At 65.9% G+C, this 22,192-nt stretch carries 22 protein-coding genes; 13 read left to right on the top strand and 9 right to left on the bottom strand.

The window, feature by feature from the left end:
• Positions 1–324 precede the first annotated feature (324 nt).
• The 11 genes from FHG71_RS20085 to FHG71_RS20035 are packed head-to-tail and all read left to right on the top strand — an operon-like array spanning position 325 to position 13,002.
• Positions 325–924, top strand: coding sequence for a helix-turn-helix domain-containing protein (locus FHG71_RS20085; RefSeq protein WP_246045539.1), 600 nt, complete (start codon positions 325–327; stop codon positions 922–924).
• A 39-nt stretch (positions 925–963) separates the two neighbouring features.
• Entirely contained in the window at positions 964–2,562 is a 1,599-nt protein-coding gene (locus FHG71_RS20080) for an ABC transporter substrate-binding protein (RefSeq protein WP_139083481.1), read from the top strand.
• 55 nt (positions 2,563–2,617) lie between these two features.
• Positions 2,618–3,649: an ABC transporter permease gene (locus FHG71_RS20075; protein WP_139083480.1), complete on the top strand. Its 1,032-nt coding sequence runs from the start codon at positions 2,618–2,620 to the stop codon at positions 3,647–3,649.
• Entirely contained in the window at positions 3,646–4,479 is an 834-nt protein-coding gene (locus FHG71_RS20070) for an ABC transporter permease (RefSeq protein ID WP_139083479.1), read from the top strand. Before FHG71_RS20075 ends, FHG71_RS20070 begins: the two co-directional genes overlap by 4 nt.
• The gene (locus FHG71_RS24405; protein ID WP_139083478.1) at positions 4,476–5,342 is read left to right on the top strand and encodes an ABC transporter ATP-binding protein; all 867 of its coding nucleotides are present in this window, start codon (positions 4,476–4,478) and stop codon (positions 5,340–5,342) included. The genes FHG71_RS20070 and FHG71_RS24405 overlap by 4 nt, the downstream gene beginning before the upstream one ends.
• Complete coding sequence (locus FHG71_RS24400) at positions 5,339–6,133, top strand: ABC transporter ATP-binding protein (protein ID WP_139083477.1); 795 nt, start codon at positions 5,339–5,341, stop codon at positions 6,131–6,133. The genes FHG71_RS24405 and FHG71_RS24400 overlap by 4 nt, the downstream gene beginning before the upstream one ends.
• On the top strand, positions 6,130–6,624 hold the full coding sequence (locus FHG71_RS20055; protein ID WP_246045538.1) for a GAF domain-containing protein: 495 nt from the start codon (positions 6,130–6,132) through the stop codon (positions 6,622–6,624). The genes FHG71_RS24400 and FHG71_RS20055 overlap by 4 nt, the downstream gene beginning before the upstream one ends.
• On the top strand, positions 6,621–8,690 hold the full coding sequence (locus FHG71_RS20050) for a hydantoinase/oxoprolinase family protein (RefSeq protein ID WP_139083476.1): 2,070 nt from the start codon (positions 6,621–6,623) through the stop codon (positions 8,688–8,690). The genes FHG71_RS20055 and FHG71_RS20050 overlap by 4 nt, the downstream gene beginning before the upstream one ends.
• 9 nt (positions 8,691–8,699) lie before the next feature.
• Positions 8,700–10,349 carry a hydantoinase B/oxoprolinase family protein gene (locus FHG71_RS20045; protein WP_139083475.1) on the top strand — a complete coding sequence of 550 codons (1,650 nt, stop codon included), beginning with the start codon at positions 8,700–8,702 and terminating at the stop codon, positions 10,347–10,349.
• 2 nt (positions 10,350–10,351) lie between these two features.
• Positions 10,352–11,443 (top strand): M24 family metallopeptidase, encoded by a 1,092-nt coding sequence (locus FHG71_RS20040; protein WP_139083474.1) that lies wholly within the window; start codon positions 10,352–10,354, stop codon positions 11,441–11,443.
• Positions 11,440–13,002, top strand: a complete 1,563-nt coding sequence (locus tag FHG71_RS20035; protein WP_139083473.1) for a hydantoinase B/oxoprolinase family protein — start codon at positions 11,440–11,442, stop codon at positions 13,000–13,002. The genes FHG71_RS20040 and FHG71_RS20035 overlap by 4 nt, the downstream gene beginning before the upstream one ends.
• A gap of 77 nt (positions 13,003–13,079) precedes the next feature.
• On the opposite strand, the gene FHG71_RS24395 is transcribed toward FHG71_RS20035, so the two are convergent.
• Positions 13,080–13,214: a M48 metallopeptidase family protein gene (locus FHG71_RS24395; RefSeq protein ID WP_281281986.1), complete on the bottom strand. Its 135-nt coding sequence runs from the start codon at positions 13,212–13,214 to the stop codon at positions 13,080–13,082.
• Between the two features lie 65 nt (positions 13,215–13,279).
• Positions 13,280–14,212, bottom strand: a complete 933-nt coding sequence (locus FHG71_RS20025) for an IS5 family transposase (protein ID WP_139083472.1) — start codon at positions 14,210–14,212, stop codon at positions 13,280–13,282.
• A gap of 49 nt (positions 14,213–14,261) precedes the next feature.
• On the opposite strand from FHG71_RS20025, the gene FHG71_RS20020 reads away from it, so the two are divergent.
• The gene (locus FHG71_RS20020) at positions 14,262–14,747 is read left to right on the top strand and encodes a hypothetical protein (RefSeq protein ID WP_218014175.1); all 486 of its coding nucleotides are present in this window, start codon (positions 14,262–14,264) and stop codon (positions 14,745–14,747) included.
• A gap of 522 nt (positions 14,748–15,269) precedes the next feature.
• Here the strand turns inward: FHG71_RS20020 and FHG71_RS20015 are convergent.
• The 4 genes from FHG71_RS20015 to FHG71_RS20000 all read right to left on the bottom strand — a co-directional run bounded on the left by FHG71_RS20015 (position 15,270) and on the right by FHG71_RS20000 (position 18,737).
• Positions 15,270–15,752, bottom strand: coding sequence for a RidA family protein (locus tag FHG71_RS20015; RefSeq protein ID WP_139083470.1), 483 nt, complete (start codon positions 15,750–15,752; stop codon positions 15,270–15,272).
• 101 nt (positions 15,753–15,853) lie between these two features.
• The gene (locus FHG71_RS20010) at positions 15,854–16,312 is read right to left on the bottom strand and encodes a c-type cytochrome (RefSeq protein WP_139083469.1); all 459 of its coding nucleotides are present in this window, start codon (positions 16,310–16,312) and stop codon (positions 15,854–15,856) included.
• A 29-nt stretch (positions 16,313–16,341) separates the two neighbouring features.
• Positions 16,342–17,940 carry an NAD(P)/FAD-dependent oxidoreductase gene (locus FHG71_RS20005; RefSeq protein ID WP_139083468.1) on the bottom strand — a complete coding sequence of 533 codons (1,599 nt, stop codon included), beginning with the start codon at positions 17,938–17,940 and terminating at the stop codon, positions 16,342–16,344.
• A 347-nt stretch (positions 17,941–18,287) separates the two neighbouring features.
• Entirely contained in the window at positions 18,288–18,737 is a 450-nt protein-coding gene (locus tag FHG71_RS20000; RefSeq protein ID WP_139083467.1) for a winged helix-turn-helix transcriptional regulator, read from the bottom strand.
• A gap of 108 nt (positions 18,738–18,845) precedes the next feature.
• Between FHG71_RS20000 and FHG71_RS19995 the strand changes: the two genes are divergently transcribed.
• On the top strand, positions 18,846–19,607 hold the full coding sequence (locus tag FHG71_RS19995; RefSeq protein WP_246045536.1) for an SDR family oxidoreductase: 762 nt from the start codon (positions 18,846–18,848) through the stop codon (positions 19,605–19,607).
• A 294-nt stretch (positions 19,608–19,901) separates the two neighbouring features.
• On the opposite strand, the gene FHG71_RS19990 is transcribed toward FHG71_RS19995, so the two are convergent.
• The 3 genes from FHG71_RS19990 to FHG71_RS19980 all read right to left on the bottom strand — a co-directional run bounded on the left by FHG71_RS19990 (position 19,902) and on the right by FHG71_RS19980 (position 21,986).
• Positions 19,902–20,678: an alpha/beta fold hydrolase gene (locus FHG71_RS19990; RefSeq protein ID WP_139083465.1), complete on the bottom strand. Its 777-nt coding sequence runs from the start codon at positions 20,676–20,678 to the stop codon at positions 19,902–19,904.
• Between the two features lie 208 nt (positions 20,679–20,886).
• The gene (locus FHG71_RS19985) at positions 20,887–21,666 is read right to left on the bottom strand and encodes an SDR family oxidoreductase (RefSeq protein ID WP_139083464.1); all 780 of its coding nucleotides are present in this window, start codon (positions 21,664–21,666) and stop codon (positions 20,887–20,889) included.
• A complete protein-coding gene (locus FHG71_RS19980) occupies positions 21,666–21,986 on the bottom strand; it encodes a nuclear transport factor 2 family protein (protein WP_139083463.1) in 321 nt (106 codons plus the stop codon). Before FHG71_RS19980 ends, FHG71_RS19985 begins: the two co-directional genes overlap by 1 nt.
• Positions 21,987–22,192: the final 206 nt, after the last annotated feature.

The raw sequence follows: 22,192 nt of genomic DNA, 5'->3' as shown, positions 1-22,192 counted from the left end.
CGCGCGTCGCCTGACCTCGAGGGGAAAGGGGCGAACTCGGCCTCAACTCGAGTTGCGCAACAACGCCTGCTAAACCTCAAATCTCTCATCAACGACAAGCTTGATCTGGTCCGAACAGGCCAACCCCACCCTGACAGGATTGGAGTACAGCCAAGGGCAGATTACCAGCATCAGGCGAGTAAGAGTGAGAGGTCCGGCCGCCAAGGAGCGAAGAGACGGGCCTCATAGAGTTTAAGCTTGGCTAAAAACCCTTGACCGCGCCGGAGGAGATCAGCAGGGTCCAGGTTTAGTAGCACTAAAAAGATTGCTCGCCGGGCCGTGGACTTGCTGGAGATCATCCAACCTTCACCCGATGACGTGGCTCCTTTGGGGGCTCGCATCCGTGAGCGCCGAAAGGTGCTCGGCCTCACCTTACAAGCCGTCGCCAAGGAAGCGGGCCTGACCGCCGGTTTCATCAGCCAGGTAGAGCGGGGCATTGCGGCCCCATCCCTCTCCTCGCTCACGGCGATTGCAAGGGTCCTCGGCATCGACCCGAGCCTACTCTTCGCCCAGCCACCCGGCCCCGAGACGGTGACGCGGCATGGTGCCCGCCCGGTGTACGGGATTGATCCGAACCACATGACTTATGAGCGGATCAGCTCGACGTTCCCTGGCAACCAGATCCGGGCCGTGCTGATCCACGAGGCACCCGGCCTTCGGAGTGAGCCCATCAGCCATGAGGGAGAGGAGCTGTTCTTCATCCTGTCGGGGGCGTTGACGGTAGAGATCGAGGGGCATGTCTTCCGCCTCGAAGCCGGTGACTCACTCCATTTCGCTTCAACACGCGTTCATTCGACCTGGAACCACACGAATGAGCCGACGACGATCCTTCATGCCTGCACGATGGACGTCTTTGGCGAAACGACCCGCGACAGGGACGCCTGACGCGGCATCCACGAGCGACCACCAACAGGGACAAACGTCATGCCATTTGGACCGAAGTCACCCCTGAAGGCCCTGCTGCTGTCGGCCTTCCTCTCCACCACTGCCCTCGCGGCCAGCGCGCAGACTGTGCTGCGGCTCGACGAGGTGGCGGTGGGTGAGCTCGATCCCGCGAAGGCGTCGGACTACGCCGACTCCATCCTGATGTTCAACGCCTACGACACGCTGGTCCTGCCAGCGCAAGGAGAGCCCGGCCATGTGCCGCATCTGGCAACGGAGTGGACGGCCGACGGCAACGTCTACACCTTCACGCTCCGCGATGACGTGAAATTCCATAGCGGCAACCCTCTGACGGCCGAGGACGTGGTCTTCTCCATCGACCGGATGAAGGCGCTTGGCCAGGGGCTCTCTTTCCTATTTGAGATCGTGGAGTCGGCCGAAGCCGTCGATCCCCGGACAGTGAGGGTTACGCTGACCGAGCCCTACGCCCCATTCATCGCCTCGCTGGTGCGGCTGCCTGTTGTCGACAAGGCCACTGTGATGGCGAATCTTGGCGAGGGCGAAGGAGAAATGGGCGACTGGGGGCAGGGCTATCTCTCGGCAAATGACGCCGGGAGCGGTGCCTACATCGTCCAGAGTCACAATCCGCAGGAGGAGACGGTCTTCGCCAAGAACTCTGACTACTTCCTAGGAGTGCCTGAGGCCGCTCCCGACGAGGTGCGGCTACGTTACGGACTTGAGGCCGCGACGGTCCGCGCGCTCCTCGCGCAGAGCGAGCACGATATCACTTCGCAATGGCTGCCACCTGAGGTCCTCAAGTCTATGTCCAACGACGGGGCGCATTTTCTCCAAGAGTCGGGGACTGGAGCCTTTTACATCAAGATGAATACCCAAAAGCCGCCGCTTGACGACGTGAACTGCCGTCTCGCGCTGGCCTCTGCCTTCGACTATGCGACTGCTATTGCCATCACCCAAATCACCCCAGAGGTGGCCGGGGGCGTGCCATCCACGGGTGCGATCCCGGTCGGGATGCTTGGCTCCAAGCCTCGCGAGAATGGGGCTCTTGCCCGCGACATGGACGCAGCGCGCGAGCATCTTGCCCAGTGCCAGTACAACCCGGCCGACTACACCATCGAGCTGAGCTGGGTTGCCGAGGTGCCGGTCGAGGAACGTTTCGCACTGCTGATGCAACAAAATTTCTCCGAGCTCGGCTTCAACACCGAAATTGTGCGCGTGCCATGGGTCCTGTTCACCGAACAGGTGGTCAGTCCCGAGACCACGCCACATATTAGCCAGATCTTCGCGAACGCCGTGACCGGGGACCCCGATACGCTGCTCTATCCGATGTATCATTCGTCGGTTGCGGGCACTTGGCAGTCCCCAGAGTACCTCAACGACCCCGAAGTGGACCGGCTGCTCGATGCAGGTCGCACCGCCGCCACCCAGGAGGAGCGCGAGGCCGCCTATCTGGAACTCAACGATCGGCTGATGGCTCTCGCGCCCACGATCTACGGCTTTGATCGCAACTCGGTTTTTGGAGCGAGCCCACGGGTCCATGTGTCGGCGCTGGAGGACCCCTCTAAGGCCTTCGCGCTCGACACAATGGGCTTCACCTTCCGTCTCATGGAAATGACTGAGTGAGCACTCGAACCGCCGGGACCTCTGCAAAGGTCCCGGCCCCTTCCCGGCCGGGCCTATGCGCAACGTCCTGAGTCAGACCCTTCGACGGACCGGCACGTCCCTCCTCGTGCTGGTCGGCGTGTCCATCCTGATCTTCGCCATTGCCCGCGTGATTCCGGGCGATCCAGCGCGCGTGGCGCTAGGGCCGAACGCCACGGCCGAGCAGGTTGCCAGCCTGCGCGAGGAGTTGCGGCTCGACGAGCCCATCGTCGTTCAATACCTCGCCTATATGCGGGACCTCCTGCGCGGGGATCTCGGCGTTTCGCTCTACACCAACCGCCCAGTGGCAGTGGACGTGGCTGAATTTCTGCCGGCTACGCTGGAACTCATCCTTGTGGCCGGCGTGATGATGGTGGGCCTCGGTCTCCCGCTCGGCATCCTCGCAGCGCGACACCGGGGCCGGTGGCCGGACCACCTCGTGCGCGTCGTCTCGCTTCTCGGCGTCTCGGCCCCGGGTTTCGTCTGGGCAGTCGTGCTGATGTTGGCCTTCTCCTACTATCTGGGCTGGTTCCCCGTGGCAGGGCGCATCGACGAACAGTACGATGACCTCCGCCACATCACAGGTTTTCTGACCGCCGACACCGCGTTCCAAGGAAATTGGGCAGCCTTCGGGAGTGCTTGGCATCATCTCGTCCTACCGGCCTTCGCGCTTGCGTTGTCGGGAATTGGGCAGGCCGCGCGGCTCACCCGTGCCAACATGATCGAGACCTATGAGCGGCCATATATCGAGATGGCTGAGGCCTATGGCTTCCCAGCGGGGCGGATCGCCCGGCGCTACGCCTTTAAGCCCTCATTGATTCCGTCACTCACCATCATCGGGCTCGATTTCGCGGCGATGCTCGGCAATGCCTTCCTGGTCGAGGCCGTTTTCGGCTGGCCGGGGCTGTCGCGCTACGGGGTGCAGGTGATCCTGCGCAAGGACCTGAACGCCATCGTGGGCACGGTCCTCATTATCGCTGCGCTCTTCATCCTCGTGAACATCGTCGTAGACCTGCTGACCACGCTTCTGAACCCTCGCATCAGCCATGCGCCGGGAGGACGGGCATGAGACGGGCGCTTTCCATCCTGGCCTCCAACCCGCTGACCATCGCCGGGACGCTGCTCGTGGCGCTGATCGTCCTGGCTGCCGCTTTGGCCGACGTCATCGCCCCCTTCCCCGAGCATCAGGGCGCGGTCGTGGACTTCGTCAACTTCAACAAACCGCCGGACGCGACCTATATCATGGGGACCGACCTCGTGGGCCGGGACCTTTTCACCCGCATCCTCTACGCCTACCGAATCTCACTAATCTTGGGCGTCGCGGTGCTCGCCATCTCGGTGCCCGTTGGCGTCACCCTAGGCCTCATAGCGGGCTATCTGGGCAGGCGCTGGGAATACATCATCATGCGGGTCACCGATGTGTTCCTGTCGATCCCGCCGCTCGTCCTCGCGCTCTCGATCATGGGGGTGCTGGAGCCCACATTGATGAATGGGATGCTCGCCGTCACGGCGATGTGGTGGCCCTGGTACACGCGGCTCGTCTACAACATCGCGCGCGGGGAAAAGGTCGAAGGCTACGTGCTGGCCGCCGAAGTGATTGGAGCCTCCCGCGCTCACGTGATGTTCCGCGAGATCCTGCCCAACTGCGTCCCGGCGATCCTCACCAAGATGACGCTCGACATGGGCTTCGTGATCCTGATCGTCTCATCGCTCTCCTTCCTGGGCCTGGGGGTCCAGCCGCCGACGCCTGACCTGGGTTCCATGGTCGCCGAGGGGGCCGATTACCTGCCCGACAGCTGGTGGCTTTCGGTGTTTCCGGGCTTGGCGATCCTCCTCGCCGTATTCGGCTTCAACCTCGTGGGGGACGGCTTGCGCGACATCCTGGGAGCAGACCGATGAGCGTACTGGCGATCCGGGACCTGACGCTCTCCTTCCGGCTCTGGTCGGGGCCAGTCGAGGTGCTGCACGGCATTTCGCTGAGTATCGCCAGAGGCGAGCGCGTGGCGCTGGTGGGCGAGTCCGGGTCCGGCAAATCGGTAACGGCGCGCATCGTCTTGGGTCTCTTGCAGGACCAGTCGGGCGCGCGGATTGGCGGGCGGGTGGAATTCCAGGGGCGGAACCTGTCCGGCATGTCGGCCCGCGAGAGGCGGGCGCTGCGTGGTCGCGACATCTCCATGATCTTTCAGGACCCTACCTCCTCGCTCAACCCGGTTTTCCGCATCGGTGGGCAGTTCCGCGAGGTGCTGGCCCGTGCCACGCCCGGCATCTCGGACACCAAAGCCCGCGCCACCGCGACGGGCCTTCTCGAAGAGGTCGCCATCCACGATCCCGCGCGGGTGCTCGACAGCTATCCTTTCCAGCTCTCGGGCGGCATGAACCAGCGGGTGATGATCGCCATGGCGCTGGCGAACCGGCCGTCGCTGCTCCTCGCGGACGAGCCCGGGACGGCGCTGGATGTGACAGTGCAGGCGCAGACGCTCGACCTCATGCGCACTCTGGTGGACGATCACGGGACCTCGGTGCTCTTCATCTCGCACAACTTGGGCGTCGTGCGGGAGTTCGCAGACCGGGTCTATGTCATCTACCGCGGGCGGATCGTTGAAGAGGGCCCCACGCGCGCCGTCTTCGAGCACCCGGGTCACCCTTACACCCGCGCTCTAATGGCGGCGCAGCCCAACCTCACCGGCGGCGGCTTGCCCCGCATCCCCGAGCGCGACCCCAGCTTCTTGGCGCCTCTTGTCGTCCATGGGGACCGGACATGATCCTGGTGCTGCGGAGCCTTTCCAAGACGTTCGAGACGGGCCAGCACCGGGTGCAGGCGCTGAGCGATGTCACGCTTGAGGTGGCCGAGGGCGAATGCATGGCCATCGTGGGCGAGAGCGGGTCAGGCAAGTCGACGCTGGCAAACGTCGTCTTGGGACTTTACCCGCCCACCTCTGGCGAGATCACCTTCGAGGGCGAACCCCTACCCGCCCAGCGCACGCTCGCCCATCGGCAGGCAATCCAGCTCGTCCAGCAGAACCCCGCCTCGGCGCTTAATCCGCGCCGGTCGGTCGCGGCGAGCCTGCGCCTCGCGCTCGACGTTCACGGGATCGGCGAGCCGAGGAAGCGCCGAGCCCGGGTGGAAGAGTTGCTCGGAGATGTGGGGCTCGACCCAAGCTATGCCACCCGGGCACCTGCCGCGCTCTCGGGTGGGCAGCGGCAGCGCGTCGCCATCGCCCGGGCGCTGGCCTGCGAAAGCCGTCTCGTCGTGCTGGATGAGCCGACCTCGGCGCTCGATGTGCTGGTGCAGGCGCAGGTGCTCCGGCTCCTCGACGAGCTCCGGACGAAGCGCAACCTCACCTATCTCTTCATCACCCACGACCTCGCCGTGGTGCGCAACATCGCAACCCGCGTAGCCGTGTTCCAGAAGGGACGCATGGTCGAGATCGGCCCGACCGAGACCATCTTCTCCGCCCCGTCCCATTCTTACACGCGGTCGCTTATCAGCGCCGTACCCGTTGTCACACCGGAGGAATTTGCCATGCGGGAACGTCTCGGAGGCCGCTCGTGACCGATCCGATCGCCAGCGCCCTCGCATCGCCCGAGAACCAGCCGATGACCGCCCTTGCCGCCCTTGGACGGATGGCCGAGGAGGTCACAGGCGCCAAGCTCGTCACCCTGATGACCTCAGACCCCGTCACGCGCGAGGCCGAGCGCATCTACACGAACATGCCGGGTCCCTACCCCGTCTCCGGCCGCAAGCCGATGAACCCGACGCACTGGAGTCGGACGGTCATCGAGGAAAAGCGAACTTTCGTTGCCAACTCCATCGAGGAGATTGCCGACGTCTTTTCCGACCATGAGCTGATCCGATCACTCGGCTGCGAGTCGGTCATCAACATCCCCGCCATCGTGAAAGGCGAGGTGCTGGGCACCGTCAATTGCCTCGCCGGCTCCGGCTATTTCACGCCGGAGCGTCTCCGGCAGGCCGAAGCGCTGCGGCTGCCAGCGGCGGCAGTCTTCCTTCTTCATTACCATCTGACGAAAGGAGCGGCCCAATGACCGGGACGCTACGTGTAGCCACGGACGTTGGCGGTACCTTTACCGACCTCGTGGCATTCGAGATCGACGCGGACGGGCACACCTCCATCCGCACCGCCAAATCCGACACTACGCCCCCCGACTTCGAGCGCGGCGTGCTCAACGTGATGGACAAGGCAAGAATCGATCCTGCCGCCGTGGCCTTCTTCGCCCATGGCACCACGGTCGTCATCAATGCCCTGACCGAACGGAAGGGCGTGCGGGTGGGCCTCATCACCACCAAGGGATTCCGCGACACGCTGGAGATCGCACGCGGCAACCGGCCCGACTTCTTCAACCTGTTCTACGAGAAGCCCAAGCCCTTTGTGCCTCGCTACCTGCGGCGCGAGCTGAACGAGCGGATGAGCTACCGGGGCGAAGAGCTCCAGTCACTTGACCTCTCGGACCTGCCCAGCATCGTCGCCGAGTTCCAAGCCGAGGGCGTGGAGGCGGTCGCCATCTCTTTTCTCCACTCCTACGCCAATCCGACCCATGAGGAGGCCGTGCTGGAGGAGTTGCGCCGTCTCTGGCCCGGCGTCCCGGCCGTGGCCTCGCACCAGATCGCGCGAGAGTGGCGGGAATACGAGAGGACCAGCACCGCCGTCCTTTCCGCCTACGTCCAGCCGGTCGCCGAGAAGTACCTGCGCGGCCTCGACCGGGGGCTAAAGGAACGGGGGCTGCGCCAAGCGCCCTACATCATGCAGTCGAATTGCGGGGTGGACAGCCTGGACGCCACCGCCCGCATCCCGATCACCATGGTCGAGAGCGGACCCGCCTCGGGCTTCTGGGGCGCGGCGGAGCTAGGGCGCGTCCTGGGCATCCCTGACATCCTCGCACTCGATATCGGGGGGACCACTGCGAAGTGCTCGCTGGTCCTCGACGGCCAGGTGCGGATCATGACGGACTACTGGATCGAGCGCGACCGCAAGTCGGCGGGCTATCCGATCATGGTCCCGGTCGTGGACCTCGTGGAGATCGGCAACGGCGGCGGGTCCATCGCCTGGGTAGACGACTTCGGCAAGCTCCATGTCGGACCACAGTCGGCCGGCGCCATGCCGGGCCCTGCGGCCTACGGGCGCGGCGGAACCCAGGCGACGACGACCGACGCGAACCTCTGGCTCGGCCGCATCAACCGCGAGTACTTCTGCGGCGGCGAGGTGGTGGCCGACATGGCGGCGACCGAGGCCGCCATCACCCGGGTCGGTGAGAAGCTGGGCCTCGACCCCACCGAGGCCGCGCGCGGCATCATCCGCATCGCCAACAACAACATGGTGAACGCGCTCAAGCTCGTGTCGCTGAACCGGGGCCACGACCCGCGGGACTTCACGCTGGTCGCCTTCGGTGGCGGCGGCGCAATGCACGCTGTAGCGCTGGCGCAGGAGCTCGGTGTCCGAGAGGTGATCGTGCCCTTCGGCGCCTCGGTCTTCTCAGCCTGGGGGATGATGATGTCGGACCTGCGGCGCGACTACTTCGTGACGCGGCTCGGCACCCTGGAGCCGGGTGCGGCGGAGGGGATCGAGACTGCCTTCACGGCTGTCGAGGACTCCGCCCGCGCCCAATTCTCGGCCGAAGGGATCGAGAGGAAGAAGGTTGTCTTCGCCCGCTTCGGCAAGTTCCGCTACCAGAACCAGGAGCACACGGTCGAGGTGCCCCTGAGTTCCGATCCCGTCACCGACGCGGACCTCCACCGCATTGCCAGCGACTTTCACACTGCCTACGAGCGCGAATACACCTATCGCCTGAATGCGCCGGTCGAGATGGTGGGCCTGCACGTCATTGCGCGCGCCGAGGTGGGAAAGCTGCAACTGAAAGAACGCCCACTCGGTCCCGTGGACGCCTCCTCGGCCCTGAAGGGGCACCGGCCCGTGGACTACGCGCTTGAGGGCATTCACGAGGCGTCGATCTACGACGGGACGCGGCTCGCGCCCGGCATGACCTTCGTGGGCCCTGCGATCGTTGAGGACCCCGGCACCACCATCGTCGTGCATCCCGGCAACGAGGTCCGGGTGGACGGCTACGGCAACATCCGCATCGCGCTTCAGGACTGAGAGGGAGCCATGACCGACCCGATCACCCAGGAGATCATCCAGAACAGCCTCCAGGCCGCCGCTGACGAGATGTTCGCGGCCATGCGCAACACTGCCATGTCCTCGATCATCTACGAGGTCCTGGACATGGGGACCGGCATCCTCGACCACCGGGGCGAGATCGCCTGCTCGGGCGCAGGAATTCCGGCCTTCATCGGCGTGCTCGACAAGGCCGTGAAGGTCATCATCGCGCGGCAGGATCCTAAGGATATTCGCCCCGGCGACGTATTCTGCACGAACGACCCCTATTACGGTGGCGTCACGCACCTCAACGACATCATCGTCGCCATGCCGGTCTTCGTGGATGGCACGATGATCGCCTGGACCGCCAACATCGCCCATAACTCGGATGTGGGCGGAATGGCGCCCGGGTCGCTGACCGGCGAGGCCAAGGAGATCTTCCAAGAAGGGCTGCGCCTGCCCGCCATCAAGATCATCTCTGAGGGTAAACCGATCCAGCCGGTCTTCGAGATCGTGAAGGTGAACAGCCGGATGCCCGACGTGCTTGAGGGCGACGTCTGGGCGGCCATCGCCTCGGTCCGCGTCGGGGCGCGGCGGCTGGAAGAGATCGCGCGCAAGTACGGTGTGACGACGTTCCAGGAGGCGATGAGAAACTTCATGGACTACGGCGAGCAGGTCTCGCGCAAGGCCATGGCGACGTTGCCGAAGGGGACCTTCGAGCTTTCGGAGGAGCAGGACGACGGCTCGGTGTTCAACGTGAAGATCACCATCACGGACGACGTGTTCGAGGTGGACCTACGCGATAACCCCGACCAGTCCCCGGGGCCGGTCAACACGACGCGGGACGGAGTCATGGTCTCGACGCAGATGATCTTCAAGTCGCTTACCGACCCTTACTCGCCCGCCAACGAGGGCTCCTTCCGCCCGATCCGCCTCCTGACCCGCGAGGGCTCGGTCTTTCACGCCAGGGAGCCCGCCCCCATCGGCTTCTACTACGAAATCGAGCTTCGGGTGTACGACATCATGTGGCGCTGTCTGGCGCCGCACATCCCCGACCGCCTCGCTTCGGGCCACTTTGCCTCGGTCTGCGGCACCTTCATTGGCGGCATCCACCCGGACACGGGACGGCAATACACCATCGTCGAGCCGCAGCTCGGTGGCTGGGGGGCGAGGGCCGGGGCGGACGGCAACTCCGCCATCTTCAGCGGCTTCCATGGCGAGACCTACAACTGCCCCGCCGAGATCAACGAGGCGAGGAACGGCGTCATGGTGGACCAAATGGCGCTCAACACCTCGCCCGGCGGCGAGGGCGAGTTTGAGGGCGGGCGTGGCATCGTCATGGACTACCGAGTCCGCGCCCAGAATGGATATCTGACCGCCGGCTACACCCGATCGAAGTTCCCTGCCTGGGGCATGGAGAGCGGCCGTGATGGCTCGCCGAACCTCGTGGAGTTCCGCCCCAAAGAAGGCGAGCCTCAGCGCTTCGCCTTCGTCTCGGGCCTTGCCACCAAGCCGGGCGACGTGATCCGAGTCATTACCGGCAACGGTGGCGGCTACGGTGACCCGCGAAAGCGCGACAGGGCGCGGGTGGCGATGGACGTGAAGAATGGCCTCCTCAGCCCCGAGCGGGCGCGCGAGATCTATGGATGGGAGGGTTGAGGATGGACGTGAAGGCGAAGCTCGCCCTTCTTCGCGAGCGGATGGCGGCCACGGGTACGGATCTTATGGCCCTAGGACCGGGCCCTAACATGGAATGGGTGGTGGGCTTCCACACCCACCCGGACGAGCGGCCCTGCCTGCTCATGGTGACGCAGGACAGAGCCGGGTTCCTGATGCCCGCGCTGAACGCCGCCGACGCACGGGCGCGGTCGGAAATCCCCATGTGGACCTGGGCCGACGCCGACGGGCCCGACGCCGCGCTCCAAGAGGCGCTGGGGGCGCTCCGCGCCACGACCGCGCGCCGCGTGGCGGTGGACGAATCCATGCGCGCGGACTTCGCGCTCCTCGTCCTCGCCGCCCTGCCCCAGGCCCGCCCTGCCCTTGCGGCTGACAGCTTGGGTGAGCTCCGGATGCGCAAGGACGAAGCCGAACGCGAGGAGCTGCGCCGCAATGCCGCCATCGCCGACGCGGCGATGCAGGCGGTCTGGGCTGCGATCCGTCCCAGCATGACCGAAACCGAGATCGCGGCCGTGGCCGTTGGAGTCTTCAAGGACCACGGTGCGGCGCCGCTCTTCACCATCGTCGGCACAGGAGCGAATGGCGCTTATCCGCACCACCACACCGGCGAGACCGTGGTGAAGGAAGGCGACGTCATCGTCATCGACATCGGCGCGCGTAAGGGCGCCTTCTCCTCGGACATCACGCGCATGGCGCTGGTGGGTGAGCCTCCCGCCGACTACGCCCGGGTTCATGCCGTCGTCGAAGAGGCAGTGCAGGCCGCTCTCGCCGCCGCCCGGCCCGGCGTAAGGGCGCGCGAGGTGGACCGCGCCGCGCGCGACGTCATCACGCGGGCGGGTTACGGCGAGTTCTTCGTTCATCGGACAGGACACGGAATGGGCCTTGAAGGCCACGAGCCGCCCTACATCACCGAGAGTTCGGAGACGGTCTTGGAATCCGGCATGGTCTTCTCCATCGAGCCCGGCATCTACATCCCCGGCCGCTTCGGAATCCGGCTCGAGGATATCGTCATCCTAACCGAGGATGGCCCCGAGATCCTATCGCGCCTTCCCCGCGACGCTGTTCTGGTGAGATGACTGACCACGTCACCTTGGCCGTGGTTCAGGCTGCGCTTGAGGCGGCGGCGGACGAAATGTTCGCCGTCATCCGCCGCACCGCGATGAGCCCAATCATCTACGAGGTGCTCGACATGGGCACCGGGATTACCGACGCCGAAGGACGCCTTGTCAGCTCCGGCGCCGGAATTCCGACCTTTGTCGGCGTCCTCGACAAGGCCGTCGCACGGCTCATCGAGATCCACGGCGACACGATCCGCGAGGGCGACGCCTTCGTCACCAATGATCCCAGCTACGGGGGCGTGACGCATCTTTCCGATGTCGTCGTGGCCCTTCCCGTCTTCCACGAGGGCCAGCTCCTCGCCTGGGCCGCAAGTATCGCGCACTGGAACGACGTGGGCGGGATGGTGCCGGGCTCCATGTCCGCAACCGCGCAGGAGATCTGGCAGGAAGGCCTGCGCCTCCCCGCCGTGCGGCTCTTCGAAAACGGCGCGCCCATCGAGCCCGTCATGGCCATCGTCGCTGCCAACTCGCGCCAGCCGGACGTGGCGCAAGGCGACCTCTGGGCCCAGGTCGCGGCCGCCCGCCGGGCCGAGCAGCGCTTGAAAGGCTTGGCCGAGCGCTATGGCGAGGGGGCGTTCCGCGCGGCGATCGCCGACGCCCTGTCCATGGGAGAAGCCCGAGCCCGGACGGGCTTGGCCACCCTGCCGCACGGCCGCCACGAGATTGCTGAGGAGCAGGACGACGGATCGGTCTGGCGCGCGGTCATTACCGTCGAGGCCGATCAATTCGTCGTGGACCTGACCGAAAACCCCGGTCAGCGCGACGCGCCTATGAACCTGAGCCGCGACGGCTCGGTCATCGCCGCCCAGATGATTTTCAAAGCGCTCTGCGACCCGAGCCGCTTCGCCAACTCGGGAAGCTTTGCGCCTCTCGAGGTTATCACCCGGCCGGGCACGATCTTCCATGCCCGGGACCCCGCCCCCCAAGGCTACTACTTCGAAACCCGGATCCGCCTCTACGACATGCTTTGGCGGTGCCTCGCCCAGGCACTCCCCGAAAAACTCCCGGCCGGTCACTTTGGCACAATCGGCGGGACGGTGATCGCCGGCCTGCACCCTGACACTGGCCGCCGCTTCACAATGGTGGAGCCGCAGATGGGCGGATGGGGCGCGACCCCGACCCGCGACGGCTTGTCTGCCATGTTCTCCGCCTCGCATGGCGACACCTTCAACTGCCCCGCCGAGATTGCCGAGGCGCGCTACGGCGTGCTGGTCGAACAACGGTCCCTCGCGGAGCAGGCGGGCGGAGATGGCCTCCATCCGGGTGGGCGCGGCCTGTCGGTCGCCTACCGTATGCGTGGCGATGCGGTCCTGTCAGTCGGACTCAGTCGGACTCGTATGCCGGTCTGGGGCCTTGCGGGCGGCCGGAACGGCGGATGCAACCGCCTCGTGATCCAACGAGCCGGCTCAGCAGGCGAGAACGAGGCGCACGGCATGGCCAGTGGGGTCGGTCTATCTCCGGGGGACCGTGTCCTGATCGAGACAGCGGGCGGTGGCGGCTGGGGCCGCGGTACCTGATGGACTGCCCCCGGTCGGCTGAAATCCGAAGTCTCCGTTGGCGTCTGTCAATGGGCACATCCTTAGGCGAACCTGGCTCAAGCTAGGATCGTTTCCAGCCGGATCTTTCTTCGCTCCCAGTCCGGCATCACTCGCCCAAGGAGCTCATAGAACGCTGGCCCATGATGCGGCACGGCACCGTGGCACAGTTCGTGGGTGATGACGTAATCGATGGCATCGAGCGGGCTCTGTTGCGCAAATCGCCTGACGTACGGACCTTCCCTTTTCCCGGACAGACTTACCCCACGACTTCAGTGACGGGTCGGCCGAGGGCCGTGAAGCCGTTCAGGACGGCAGCACGGACCTGGAACTCGGCGACCTGACGGTCGAAGTCGCGCGCGGTGAGGCGTTGGCCCAAGAGTTTGACGCAGTGCATCTTTGTCTCTGCGCGGCTGGGGCGGTGGTAGCCGCTCCATCGCCGCCAGATGGTGCGGCCGAAGCGTCTTGATGCGCGCAAGGCGTCATTACGCGTGAGCGCCCCGGCGGTGTCGGGCTTCCATGGTTTGGCGTTCTTGCGGGGCGGTATGATGGCCGCAGCGCCTCGCTCGGCAATGGCGTCATGGCACTTGCGGGTGTCGTAAGCCCCGTCAGCGGTGACGCTGGCGATGTCCTGATTGGCGGGGAGTTGGTCAAGCAATCCGGGCAGCATGGGCGCGTCGCCCACATCGCTGCTGGTGACCTCGATGGCTCGGATCTCAAGTGTCTGCTCGTCGATGCCGAGGTGGATCTTGCGCCAAACGCGGCGTTTGGCCCCGCCATGCTTGCGGGCGTTCCACTCGCCTTCGCCTTCAACCTTGATGCCGGTGCTGTCGACCAGGAGGTGCAGCGGGCCTTCCGAGCCCCGATAGGGGATGTGGACCTTCAACGTCTTCTGGCGACGGCAGAGCGTGCTGAAGTCGGGCACCGCCCAGTCCAGCCCGGTCAGGCGCAGCAGGCTCTCGACAAAGCCGGTTGTCTGCCTGAGCGCCATGCCGAAGAGCACCTTCAGCGTCAGGCAAGCCTGGATCGCTGCATCACTGTAGACCGGCTGCCGGCCGCGCTTGCCGGTCGGCGCGGCCGCCCAGGACATCTCGGGATCATACCAGATCGTCAGCGACCCGCGGCGCTTGAGCGCCTCGTTGTAGGCGGGCCAGTTCCGGGTCTTGTAGGCGGGAGGTGGGGGTCTGCTCATGGCACCCCAGCTATCTTGCTAGGCTCACGAGGTGAATCCTCCAGGCGCTTTGCGCAACAGAGTCGTCCCGGACGCCCACGTCCAGCCAGGGCACCCGGCCCGCCCCTGCTCCGCCACGGCGGGGTCGATCATCGCCCTGCATGTCGGGGGTGCGATGGGCTGCACTTGCCCGAGCTGCACGCGGGCCCAAGTTCACTCGATCGCCTTTGCGCGGCTCGCGGCGTATCTCGAGACCGAAGGTCCCACCCTCGCCCGCGTGCTGACCCTGCTCGACATCCGCGGTGCTCTGGCAAACCTGGAGGCGCTCCAGACGCTGCATGTCGAGCCCGGGTTGGAGGCGGTCGCTCTCTCAGACGTCGCGCGTCACCTCGACCGCCTTCTCGGCGACCTCGCCGCCGTCCCGTTCCGGGCGAAGCCCCAGATCCCGGTGGAACCGACCGACCGCCCGCTCGTGCGAGACCTCGACGCGGCCGCGCACTGGCTGGGCGCGCGAACTCAGGATGTTCTTTCCGGCGTCCACCGCGCCCTGTCCTGAACTGGCCTGAGGGATCGCAGTGTCGGCTGCGATCCCCGCTTCCTGGGTGCCCGAGCCAATGGAGGCGGTCTGCGTGCAGCCGCCCCGCCGTTCTGTCTGTCTTTCGACGGAGAAGGGCGCGGGGGCGACTTCCAGGCTCCGGGATCCAGATCGATCTTCGGATCGACCCCACCCCTAGCAGGTTTGCGAAACCCCGAATCCCAAGCCCTAGTACAGTCTGGGAGTAGCTCGCATGATCGACAAGCACGCTCCCAAACGTTGCGATGTCAGCGCTCGCGTTCAATTCAGCAACGGAACATCGTCCTAGTCCTGGTGTGGCGGCGGGGCCAGCTGAAACGATCCGCGCCGGAGCCGCATACCCAGGAAGCCCCGAGGATATCGCCGCAGGAGCTTTCGGTGGTGGTCGTCGACCCAGGTTCAGGGTCAACTGTTGGTGGCTGTGGGGCCCCGCACCCACCGAGAGTTGACCGCTTACAGGCGGCAGCTGGGCTGAGCATGTGCTCAGCCCAGTCCGAGCCTGTCTTACATCCGGGCGGCGACGACCTCGATCTCGACAAGGAAGCCTGGGTTGGCGAGGCCTGCGACCTCAAAGACCGACCGGGTGGGAAGATTGGGCTGTGCTTCGGTGCCGAAGAACTCGGTGTACCCTTCCATGAAGCCCGCGAAGTCCATCGCCTCGCCATCTGGGGCCACCAGGTAGACCTGCATCTTAACCACGTCCGACATCGACAGGCCAAGCTCGGTGAGCGTGGCATCGATCTTTTCGAGCACGTTGCGGGTCTGCTCAGTCGTGTCACCGTAGGCCTCGACCGAGTTCGGGTCGGCTGCGTCGTCGGTGGCGGACGGCACGGTGCCGCTGAGATACACGAGCGTGGCCTCGGGCGGGATCTCGACGGCGCGCAGGATGGGGAAGTCCGAGTTCGGGATCGGATGGCGGGTGATCTCCTGCGCGGACACGGCAAAGGGAAGGCCAAGTAGAAGCGGGAGAAGGAAGGCAGTTTGCATGGCGGGATGATCTCCTTGGAACGCCGCACACCGGCGGCGTGAGTGGCATGAAGGTTGGGTGAGCCAGGCCACCCAGCACAGGGCGGCCCTGGCCCGTCCGGTCAACGGGTCTCGCTCGCCATCTCCGGCGTGGCCGGATCCTCCGTGTAGCTGTTGCCGAGATTGGTCCGGATGTAGTTCACCACCGCCGCGACCTGGGCGTCGTCCAGATAGCCGCCGAAGGCCGGCATGGCGTTCTGACCATGAATGACCACCTGGACCGGGTACTCGGGGAACTCGATCATCGGGTTGCCCGCCAGCGCCGGATAGGCCCCGGCCCCAACCGCACCTTGGCCGTCGGGCATATGGCAGCCCGCGCAGATAGAATTGTACAGGGCTTCGCCGTCCTCGGCCACGAAGCGGCCCGGGTCGGCAAAGGCAACGATCGGCGCCTCCTCGTTGATCGCTTGCTCCAGATCCTCGGGATCGGGGTCATTGTCCTGAGCGACAAGGCCGGTCGCAAGACCGCCGCCGAGAACAAGCGCGAGAGCAAAGCGGGTGATCCGTGCGGGATGGGGCATAGGGTTGGCTCCTCGTGTTCCGACCGGCTTCATCCGTTGACCACCCGCTGATGAAGGCGCGTGGTCGCATCGAGCGCCGACAGGATTGCGCCCTCCATCCAGGCCGGAATGTAGGAGATGTGCTCGCCGGCCATCACCACGCGGCCGTCGATCTCGGCGGCGGTGCGGTAATGCTCGGCGCGGGTCTCCTCCGTCCAGACACCGTAGCAGCCCAGCGTCCAGGGCACGCGGTGCCAGCCCACAGAGGCACCGGTCTCGAAGGCCTCGTTGTACTGCGGGTGGATCTGGGCGCCGAACTCCACCGCGCGGCGCACGCGCTCCTCGGGCGACATGGCCGTGAACTCGTAGGCGTAGGTTCCCCAAGAGTAGCCGCCCAGGAGCACGCCCTTGCCCCCTTGGTTGTAGCCGGTCGAGGGATAGCTGATCAGCGAGATGGGCAGATCGGTGTAGGTGATGCCGCCGAAGATCGCCTCGTCCTCCTCCCAGAAGCGGCGGCTCATCTGAAGGCCGAACTTCACGGAGGCCGCATAGGGCAGCGCCGAGATGGCCGCGTTCATGCCCGAAGACAGGTTGTTCGGGATCTGGGTCATGACGGAGAACGGGATGGTGCAGACACACCAGTCGGCGGTGGCCGTGCGGGTCTCGCCGCCGTTGCGGGCGTCGATCCAGCTCGCGGTCACGCCGTTCTCGTCCTGGCGCAGCTCCGTCACCTTGGCGTTGAAGGTGATGATGTCCTGGAGCTCGCGCTGGAAGGCCAAGCCGATCTGGTCCATGCCGCCCACGGGCTGGAACATGGGCATCTGGAACTCGTAAAGGTTGCCGTTGGCGAGCCGGCTCCAAAGACCAGACTTCAGGATGTCGCTGGCCGCGAGGGGCTGCGAGGGCTCCGGAACCGCGGTGAGACCGCCGCCCGGATCCTTGGCGAAGCCACGGAACTCACTCGTGTGCTCGCTCTGCACGTAGCGCATGTTCTCGTCGAGAGCGCCCCACTCCCGCAGCGCCTCAAGCAGGATCTCCGTGTCCTCCTGCGTCGCGGCGGCGTTGAGGGCGTTCTGCTGCACCGACTTCGAGAGGAGCTCGGCCACGTGGCCGTGAAAGTCGTTCATGATGTGACGGAAGCGCTGAGGCTTGCCGTCAAAGGCCTTGGTCGAGTGCAGGTAAGCGTTGTGGTTGACCTGGATGAAGGGCTCGAGCTGCACGCCCAAGCGGCGGCAATAGTCGAGCACCGCATGGTGATGGTAGGGAATGCGCCAGGGACCGGGGTTGAAGTAGTGGCCCTCGTCGAACTGGATGTTCTGGGTGAAGCCGCCGAGCTCGGTGTAGGTGTCACCGCGTCGCAGCGACCAGTTCCGGCCACCCGCCTTCTCGCGGTACTCCAGGATCTGGACGTTGTAGCCGGCATTGCGCAACTCGAGCGCGGCAGTCATGCCGGCGAGGCCGGCCCCTAGAACGAGCACAGTGGCGCCGTTCGGGTCCCCCTGGAGCTGGATGGGTCCACGGTAGGAGGACTCCTGCGCGTGGCCGAGTTTGGTCATCGCGGTGTACATGGCCGCGCTGCCGGCCAAGGTGCCGATCATGCCCAAGAGCTGTCGTCGGCTGGGTCCCGGTCGCGAGATGCTGTCGTCCATCTGCCTGCCCTCTTATGCTCGTGATGAGAAGAGCGTAGGTCAGAGCTGATTGTCGCTGCAAGCGAAACAACCTTGGCGCGATCGGCATGCGGTATCCGCCTGATGTATCGGCAGTTGTGATCCTCGTGCCGTGAGGTCAGCGGGCAGTGTGCGAAGCAATGAATCCAAACCGCCGTGATTCCCGCAGCCGAAGCCTGCGGTGAACGGCGTCTTGAAGTGTGCCTTCAACCTTCCCGCTGTTCGCTTCTATGAAGCCGGAAGATTGGAAGGGACCAAGCTTTGTGAGGGCGAGGAAACAGGCGTGCCCGCTGAACCGGACATACGGTCCAAGACCCCTATTGTTCCTATCAGGAGTCTTGCGCAGACCTTGGCCTTCCCGAGCCATGCCTGGCCGAGGCAAAAGCCTCGCGGGCCTGCCGGATCTCGGCGTGGTGCGCCTCCACCCAGATCCACACGCCGCAGAAGGCGGCGCTGAGGCTCTCGCCCAAGGGCGTGAGGGCATAGTCCACGTGCGGAGGGATCACCGGGTGGACCGTGCGGCGCACGAGGCCATCCTCCTCCATCTGGCGCAGGGTCTGGGTCAGCATCTTCTGGCTGATGCGTTCCACCGCGCGGCCAAGCTGGGTGAAGCGCAGGGTGCCGTGCTCTTCCAGCGCCTCAAGCAGGAGCATGGTCCAGCGGTCGGCCACCTTGCCGATGATGTCGTGGACCAGCGCCTCGATCGCGGGGTCCAGCTCGGTGGGGATCGGGTCACGCCGCCGCGCCTCGATCTGCGGATCCTCCAGAGCCTTGCGCATCCGACGCTCTCCATTCGGTGGGTATGAATATTTTGGGTGCCTACTTCAGCAAGGAAAGTGGATGCCGCATCTCCTGCGCGGATCAACCCGAAAGGAACGGCCATGCGCATGACAGGCAACACTATCCTCATCACCGGCGGCGGCTCGGGCATCGGGCGGGAGCTGGCCCGCCGCTTCCACGACCGGGGCAACACCGTGATCGTCACCGGCCGCCGCCGGGAGGCTCTCGACGAGACAGCGGACGGCCGGCCGAACATCCACGCCACCACGCTCGACGTCACCGACCCCCAGGACATCGCGGCCTTCGCGGCGCGGATCACGGCGGAGCACCCCGCTCTCAACGTCCTCATCAACAACGCGGGCATCATGCGTTATGAGGCGATCGACCGGGCGCGAGACCTGTCCGATGCCGAGGAAACGGTCACCGCGAACCTGCTCGGGCCCATCCGCATGACCGATGCCCTCGTGGAGCATCTCTCGCGCCAGCCCGACGCGGCGGTCGTCAACGTGTCCTCCGGGCTGGCCTTCGTGCCTCTGGTCGCGGCGCCGACCTACTCGGCCACCAAGGCGGCGGTCCACAGCTACACGGTCAGCCTGCGCGAGGCGCTGAAGGGCCGCGTCGAGGTGATCGAGCTGGCGCCGCCCGCCGTGCAGACCGAGCTCACGCCGGGCCAGTCCACCCGGGCGGCCTACTTGCCGCTCGATGCCTTCATGGAAGAGGTCATGGCCCTCTTTGCTCAGGCGCCCACCCCGCGCGAGATCCTCGTCCAGCTCGTGGCCTTCCAGCGCAACGCCGAGGCTGAGCACCGCTTCGATGAAGCCGTGACCACCCTCAACGACCTGGCCCGCCGGGCACGCGAGGGGCAATAGAAACACAGAGGGTCACGGGTCCATGTCAGATTTGCACAGAGGCAAGAACCCGTATCCATCCGCTTCCAAGCACGCCGGACGAGTTCCAATCTGCCTCTGCGACAGCTTCCGAGAGCACAGAGCCAAGTTGAACACATCAATGCCGTATAGGTGCAGCCTGTAAGGGCCACAGACTGCGTGGAAGACAAGGGTGGGCCTTGGCGCGCTTCCCGATCCCCCAACGACGGACGGCATGTCAGCCCCCGATCGGGAACGACATGGCCCCCGAGGTCAGTGCCCCGGGGGCCATACGCGCTATTGCACGACAGCCTGATCGGCGAGCGCCAGGGCGGCGTTCTCGATCACACTCGCGACCGCCTCGGGCTGCGAGGCGAAGACGGCGTGGCTTGCGGTCACCTCAACGATGGTGCTGCCAGCCCGCTCAGCCATGGTTCGCATCAGATCGGGATTGATCGCCCGGTCCTCGGTCGCGATCAGGGCCCAGCTTGGCTTCGCTCTCCACGCGGGCTCCCCGACCGGAGTCTCGAAGGCTGCGGCCGCGGGGAAGACCTGGGAGCGGGCCATGAACTCCGCCTCCTCCTTTGGCAGGTCGGCGGCGAAGTCCGCGGCGAACACCTCCGGGTCGAGGTAGAGGAACCCGTCGGTCGTGGAGGTGATGCCGGTGGTGGCGGCGGGTATCCGGCCCGCCAAGTCGAGCAGCGTCTCGCCCTCATCTGGCTGGAAGGCGGCCACATAGACGATCCCGGCCACGTTGTCGGCGCGTCCTGCCTCGGTGACGATCATGCCGCCGTAGCTGTGGCCGACCAGGATCGCGGGGCCGTCCTGCATGTCGAGGATGCGTCGCGTCGCCCTGACATCCTCCTCAAGCGAGGTCATCGGGGGCTGCACGACGGTGACCGCGAAGCCCTTCGCCGTTAGGAGGTCATGCACCTTGCGCCAGCCGGAGCCGTCCGCCAGCGCGCCGTGCGCGATCACGACGTTGCGGATCGGTTCAGCCTGGGCTGCGGCTGCGCCGGTCAGCCCCATCGCGAGCACTCCGCCAGCGAGCAGGGTGGTTTGGTTGAGGTTCATTGTCGGGTCTCCTCTTGAGTCTGCCGCACACGGCGGCGGTTGCTTTGGACGCGCGGGCATGCGTCCCTCGAACTGACATGGTCAGGCTGGGCCGCCGGGCTCGCCGGGCAGGACCACGTTCCGTCCATTGCCTGCGAGCGACGGCAGCGCCCGCACCAGGGTCATCGACGTGAGTGCAGGATGGGCAAGGTTGGCTCGTGACTGGTCTTCAGGCGGTCGGGACCGTTCCGCCATCGATCAGGTGCTCGGAGCCGGTGATCGCGCCGGCACGATCCGAGACGAGAAAGGCCAGCAGGTTGGCGACCTCGGCCGGCTTGGCCGCTCGGCCGAGCGGGATGCCTCCGAGCGAATCCATGATGATCTTCCGCCCGCCCTCGGCGTCGGTTCCGGCCTCCAAGGCGAGTCGCTCGGCCAAGCGGACCGAGGCTTCGGTCTCGATCCAACCCGGCGACACGCGGACCACCCGGACGCCCCGGGGAGCAACCTCCTTCGACAGGGCCTTGCTGTAGGTCGAGAGCGCGGCCTTGGCGGCCGCGTAGGCGGTGGTCGCCTCGGGCAGCGGGAGCCGGCTCTGGATGGAGGTGACGTGGGCGACCACCCCGCTGCCTTGCGCAATCATCGCTGGAAGGAGCGCGCGGTCGAGCCGGACGGCTGGGAAGAGGTTGAGGTCGAGCTCCGTGCGCCACTCGGCCTCCGACAGGGCGGCGAAGCCCCCACCCGGCGCGGAGGAGCCGCCGAGCATGTGGACCATGATGTCGACGCCCCCCAGCCGATCGCGCACGGCATTGGCGACAGTCGCGCAGCCCTCAGGGGTGGTCAGGTCGGCGGCAACGAAGAGGTCCTCGGGCATCGCTTCGGGCCGCGAGCGCGCCGTGGTCAGCACCTGCGCCCCGAGTTCGCGAAAGAGCTCCACGGTTGCCGCACCGGCGCCCTTTGTGCCGGAGGTGACGAGCGCGCGCTTGCCCGCGAGGGAAAGGAAGCCCTGCATCACCCGATCTCCAGCCGGGCGATCCGGTCGCCGGCCAGCATGAACGAGAACGTTAGCGTCGCCGGGCTGCCCGGGAACTGTCCAGTGACCCGGGCGCGCACGACGGTCCGGCCGTCCGCCGGGATCGCATCGATGGGCTCGGCGACATGGCGGTACTTGGCTTTGGCCGCCTGCCACCAGGCGCGAATGGCCGCAGGTCCGACGTGCTCTGCGCCCTCATCCCGGACGACAGCGTCGTCCGTGAAGGCGGCCGCCAGAGTGTCCGCGTCGTTCTGCTGTTCGGCGTCGAAGTAGGTTCGAACAGGTGAGGAAAGTTGCATTATTGGGCTCCTTTGAGCGGGCCGTCGCTCGAGCGGCCAACGTGACATTTCGATGGGTGCAGGGATGGCCGGCTGGCGCCTTGTCAGGCCGCCTGTCGGGCTTCGGTCTGGCGGGCTTCTTTGAGAACTCGGGCATACCAGGCGACCTGGTCGAGCATGTCCTTGGCCGACCCTCCGAGAACGCCTTCGATGGCCTCCATGGGTTC

This window comes from Rubellimicrobium roseum (assembly GCF_006152145.1).
GTDB classification, from domain to species: Bacteria; Pseudomonadota; Alphaproteobacteria; order Rhodobacterales; family Rhodobacteraceae; genus Rubellimicrobium; species Rubellimicrobium roseum.
The sequence above is the reverse complement of the archived record's forward strand: the minus strand, read 5'-3'. Positions and strand labels throughout refer to the sequence as shown.

What these genes read in the sequence shown, in the direction of transcription:
- FHG71_RS20080 (WP_139083481.1), top strand. Translation starts at nt 964, where the DNA reads ATGCCATTTGGACCGAAGTCACCCCTGAAGGCCCTGCTGCTGTCGGCC.
- FHG71_RS20075 (WP_139083480.1), top strand. Translation starts at nt 2,618, where the DNA reads ATGCGCAACGTCCTGAGTCAGACCCTTCGACGGACCGGCACGTCCCTC.
- FHG71_RS20070 (WP_139083479.1), top strand. Translation starts at nt 3,646, where the DNA reads ATGAGACGGGCGCTTTCCATCCTGGCCTCCAACCCGCTGACCATCGCC.
- FHG71_RS24405 (WP_139083478.1), top strand. Translation starts at nt 4,476, where the DNA reads ATGAGCGTACTGGCGATCCGGGACCTGACGCTCTCCTTCCGGCTCTGG.
- FHG71_RS24400 (WP_139083477.1), top strand. Translation starts at nt 5,339, where the DNA reads ATGATCCTGGTGCTGCGGAGCCTTTCCAAGACGTTCGAGACGGGCCAG.
- FHG71_RS20050 (WP_139083476.1), top strand. Translation starts at nt 6,621, where the DNA reads ATGACCGGGACGCTACGTGTAGCCACGGACGTTGGCGGTACCTTTACC.
- FHG71_RS20045 (WP_139083475.1), top strand. Translation starts at nt 8,700, where the DNA reads ATGACCGACCCGATCACCCAGGAGATCATCCAGAACAGCCTCCAGGCC.
- FHG71_RS20040 (WP_139083474.1), top strand. Translation starts at nt 10,352, where the DNA reads ATGGACGTGAAGGCGAAGCTCGCCCTTCTTCGCGAGCGGATGGCGGCC.
- FHG71_RS20035 (WP_139083473.1), top strand. Translation starts at nt 11,440, where the DNA reads ATGACTGACCACGTCACCTTGGCCGTGGTTCAGGCTGCGCTTGAGGCG.
- FHG71_RS20025 (WP_139083472.1), bottom strand. Translation starts at nt 14,212, where the DNA reads ATGAGCAGACCCCCACCTCCCGCCTACAAGACCCGGAACTGGCCCGCC.
- FHG71_RS20015 (WP_139083470.1), bottom strand. Translation starts at nt 15,752, where the DNA reads ATGCAAACTGCCTTCCTTCTCCCGCTTCTACTTGGCCTTCCCTTTGCC.
- FHG71_RS20010 (WP_139083469.1), bottom strand. Translation starts at nt 16,312, where the DNA reads ATGCCCCATCCCGCACGGATCACCCGCTTTGCTCTCGCGCTTGTTCTC.
- FHG71_RS20005 (WP_139083468.1), bottom strand. Translation starts at nt 17,940, where the DNA reads ATGGACGACAGCATCTCGCGACCGGGACCCAGCCGACGACAGCTCTTG.
- FHG71_RS20000 (WP_139083467.1), bottom strand. Translation starts at nt 18,737, where the DNA reads ATGCGCAAGGCTCTGGAGGATCCGCAGATCGAGGCGCGGCGGCGTGAC.
- FHG71_RS19995 (WP_246045536.1), top strand. Translation starts at nt 18,846, where the DNA reads ATGACAGGCAACACTATCCTCATCACCGGCGGCGGCTCGGGCATCGGG.
- FHG71_RS19990 (WP_139083465.1), bottom strand. Translation starts at nt 20,678, where the DNA reads ATGAACCTCAACCAAACCACCCTGCTCGCTGGCGGAGTGCTCGCGATG.
- FHG71_RS19985 (WP_139083464.1), bottom strand. Translation starts at nt 21,666, where the DNA reads ATGCAGGGCTTCCTTTCCCTCGCGGGCAAGCGCGCGCTCGTCACCTCC.
- FHG71_RS19980 (WP_139083463.1), bottom strand. Translation starts at nt 21,986, where the DNA reads ATGCAACTTTCCTCACCTGTTCGAACCTACTTCGACGCCGAACAGCAG.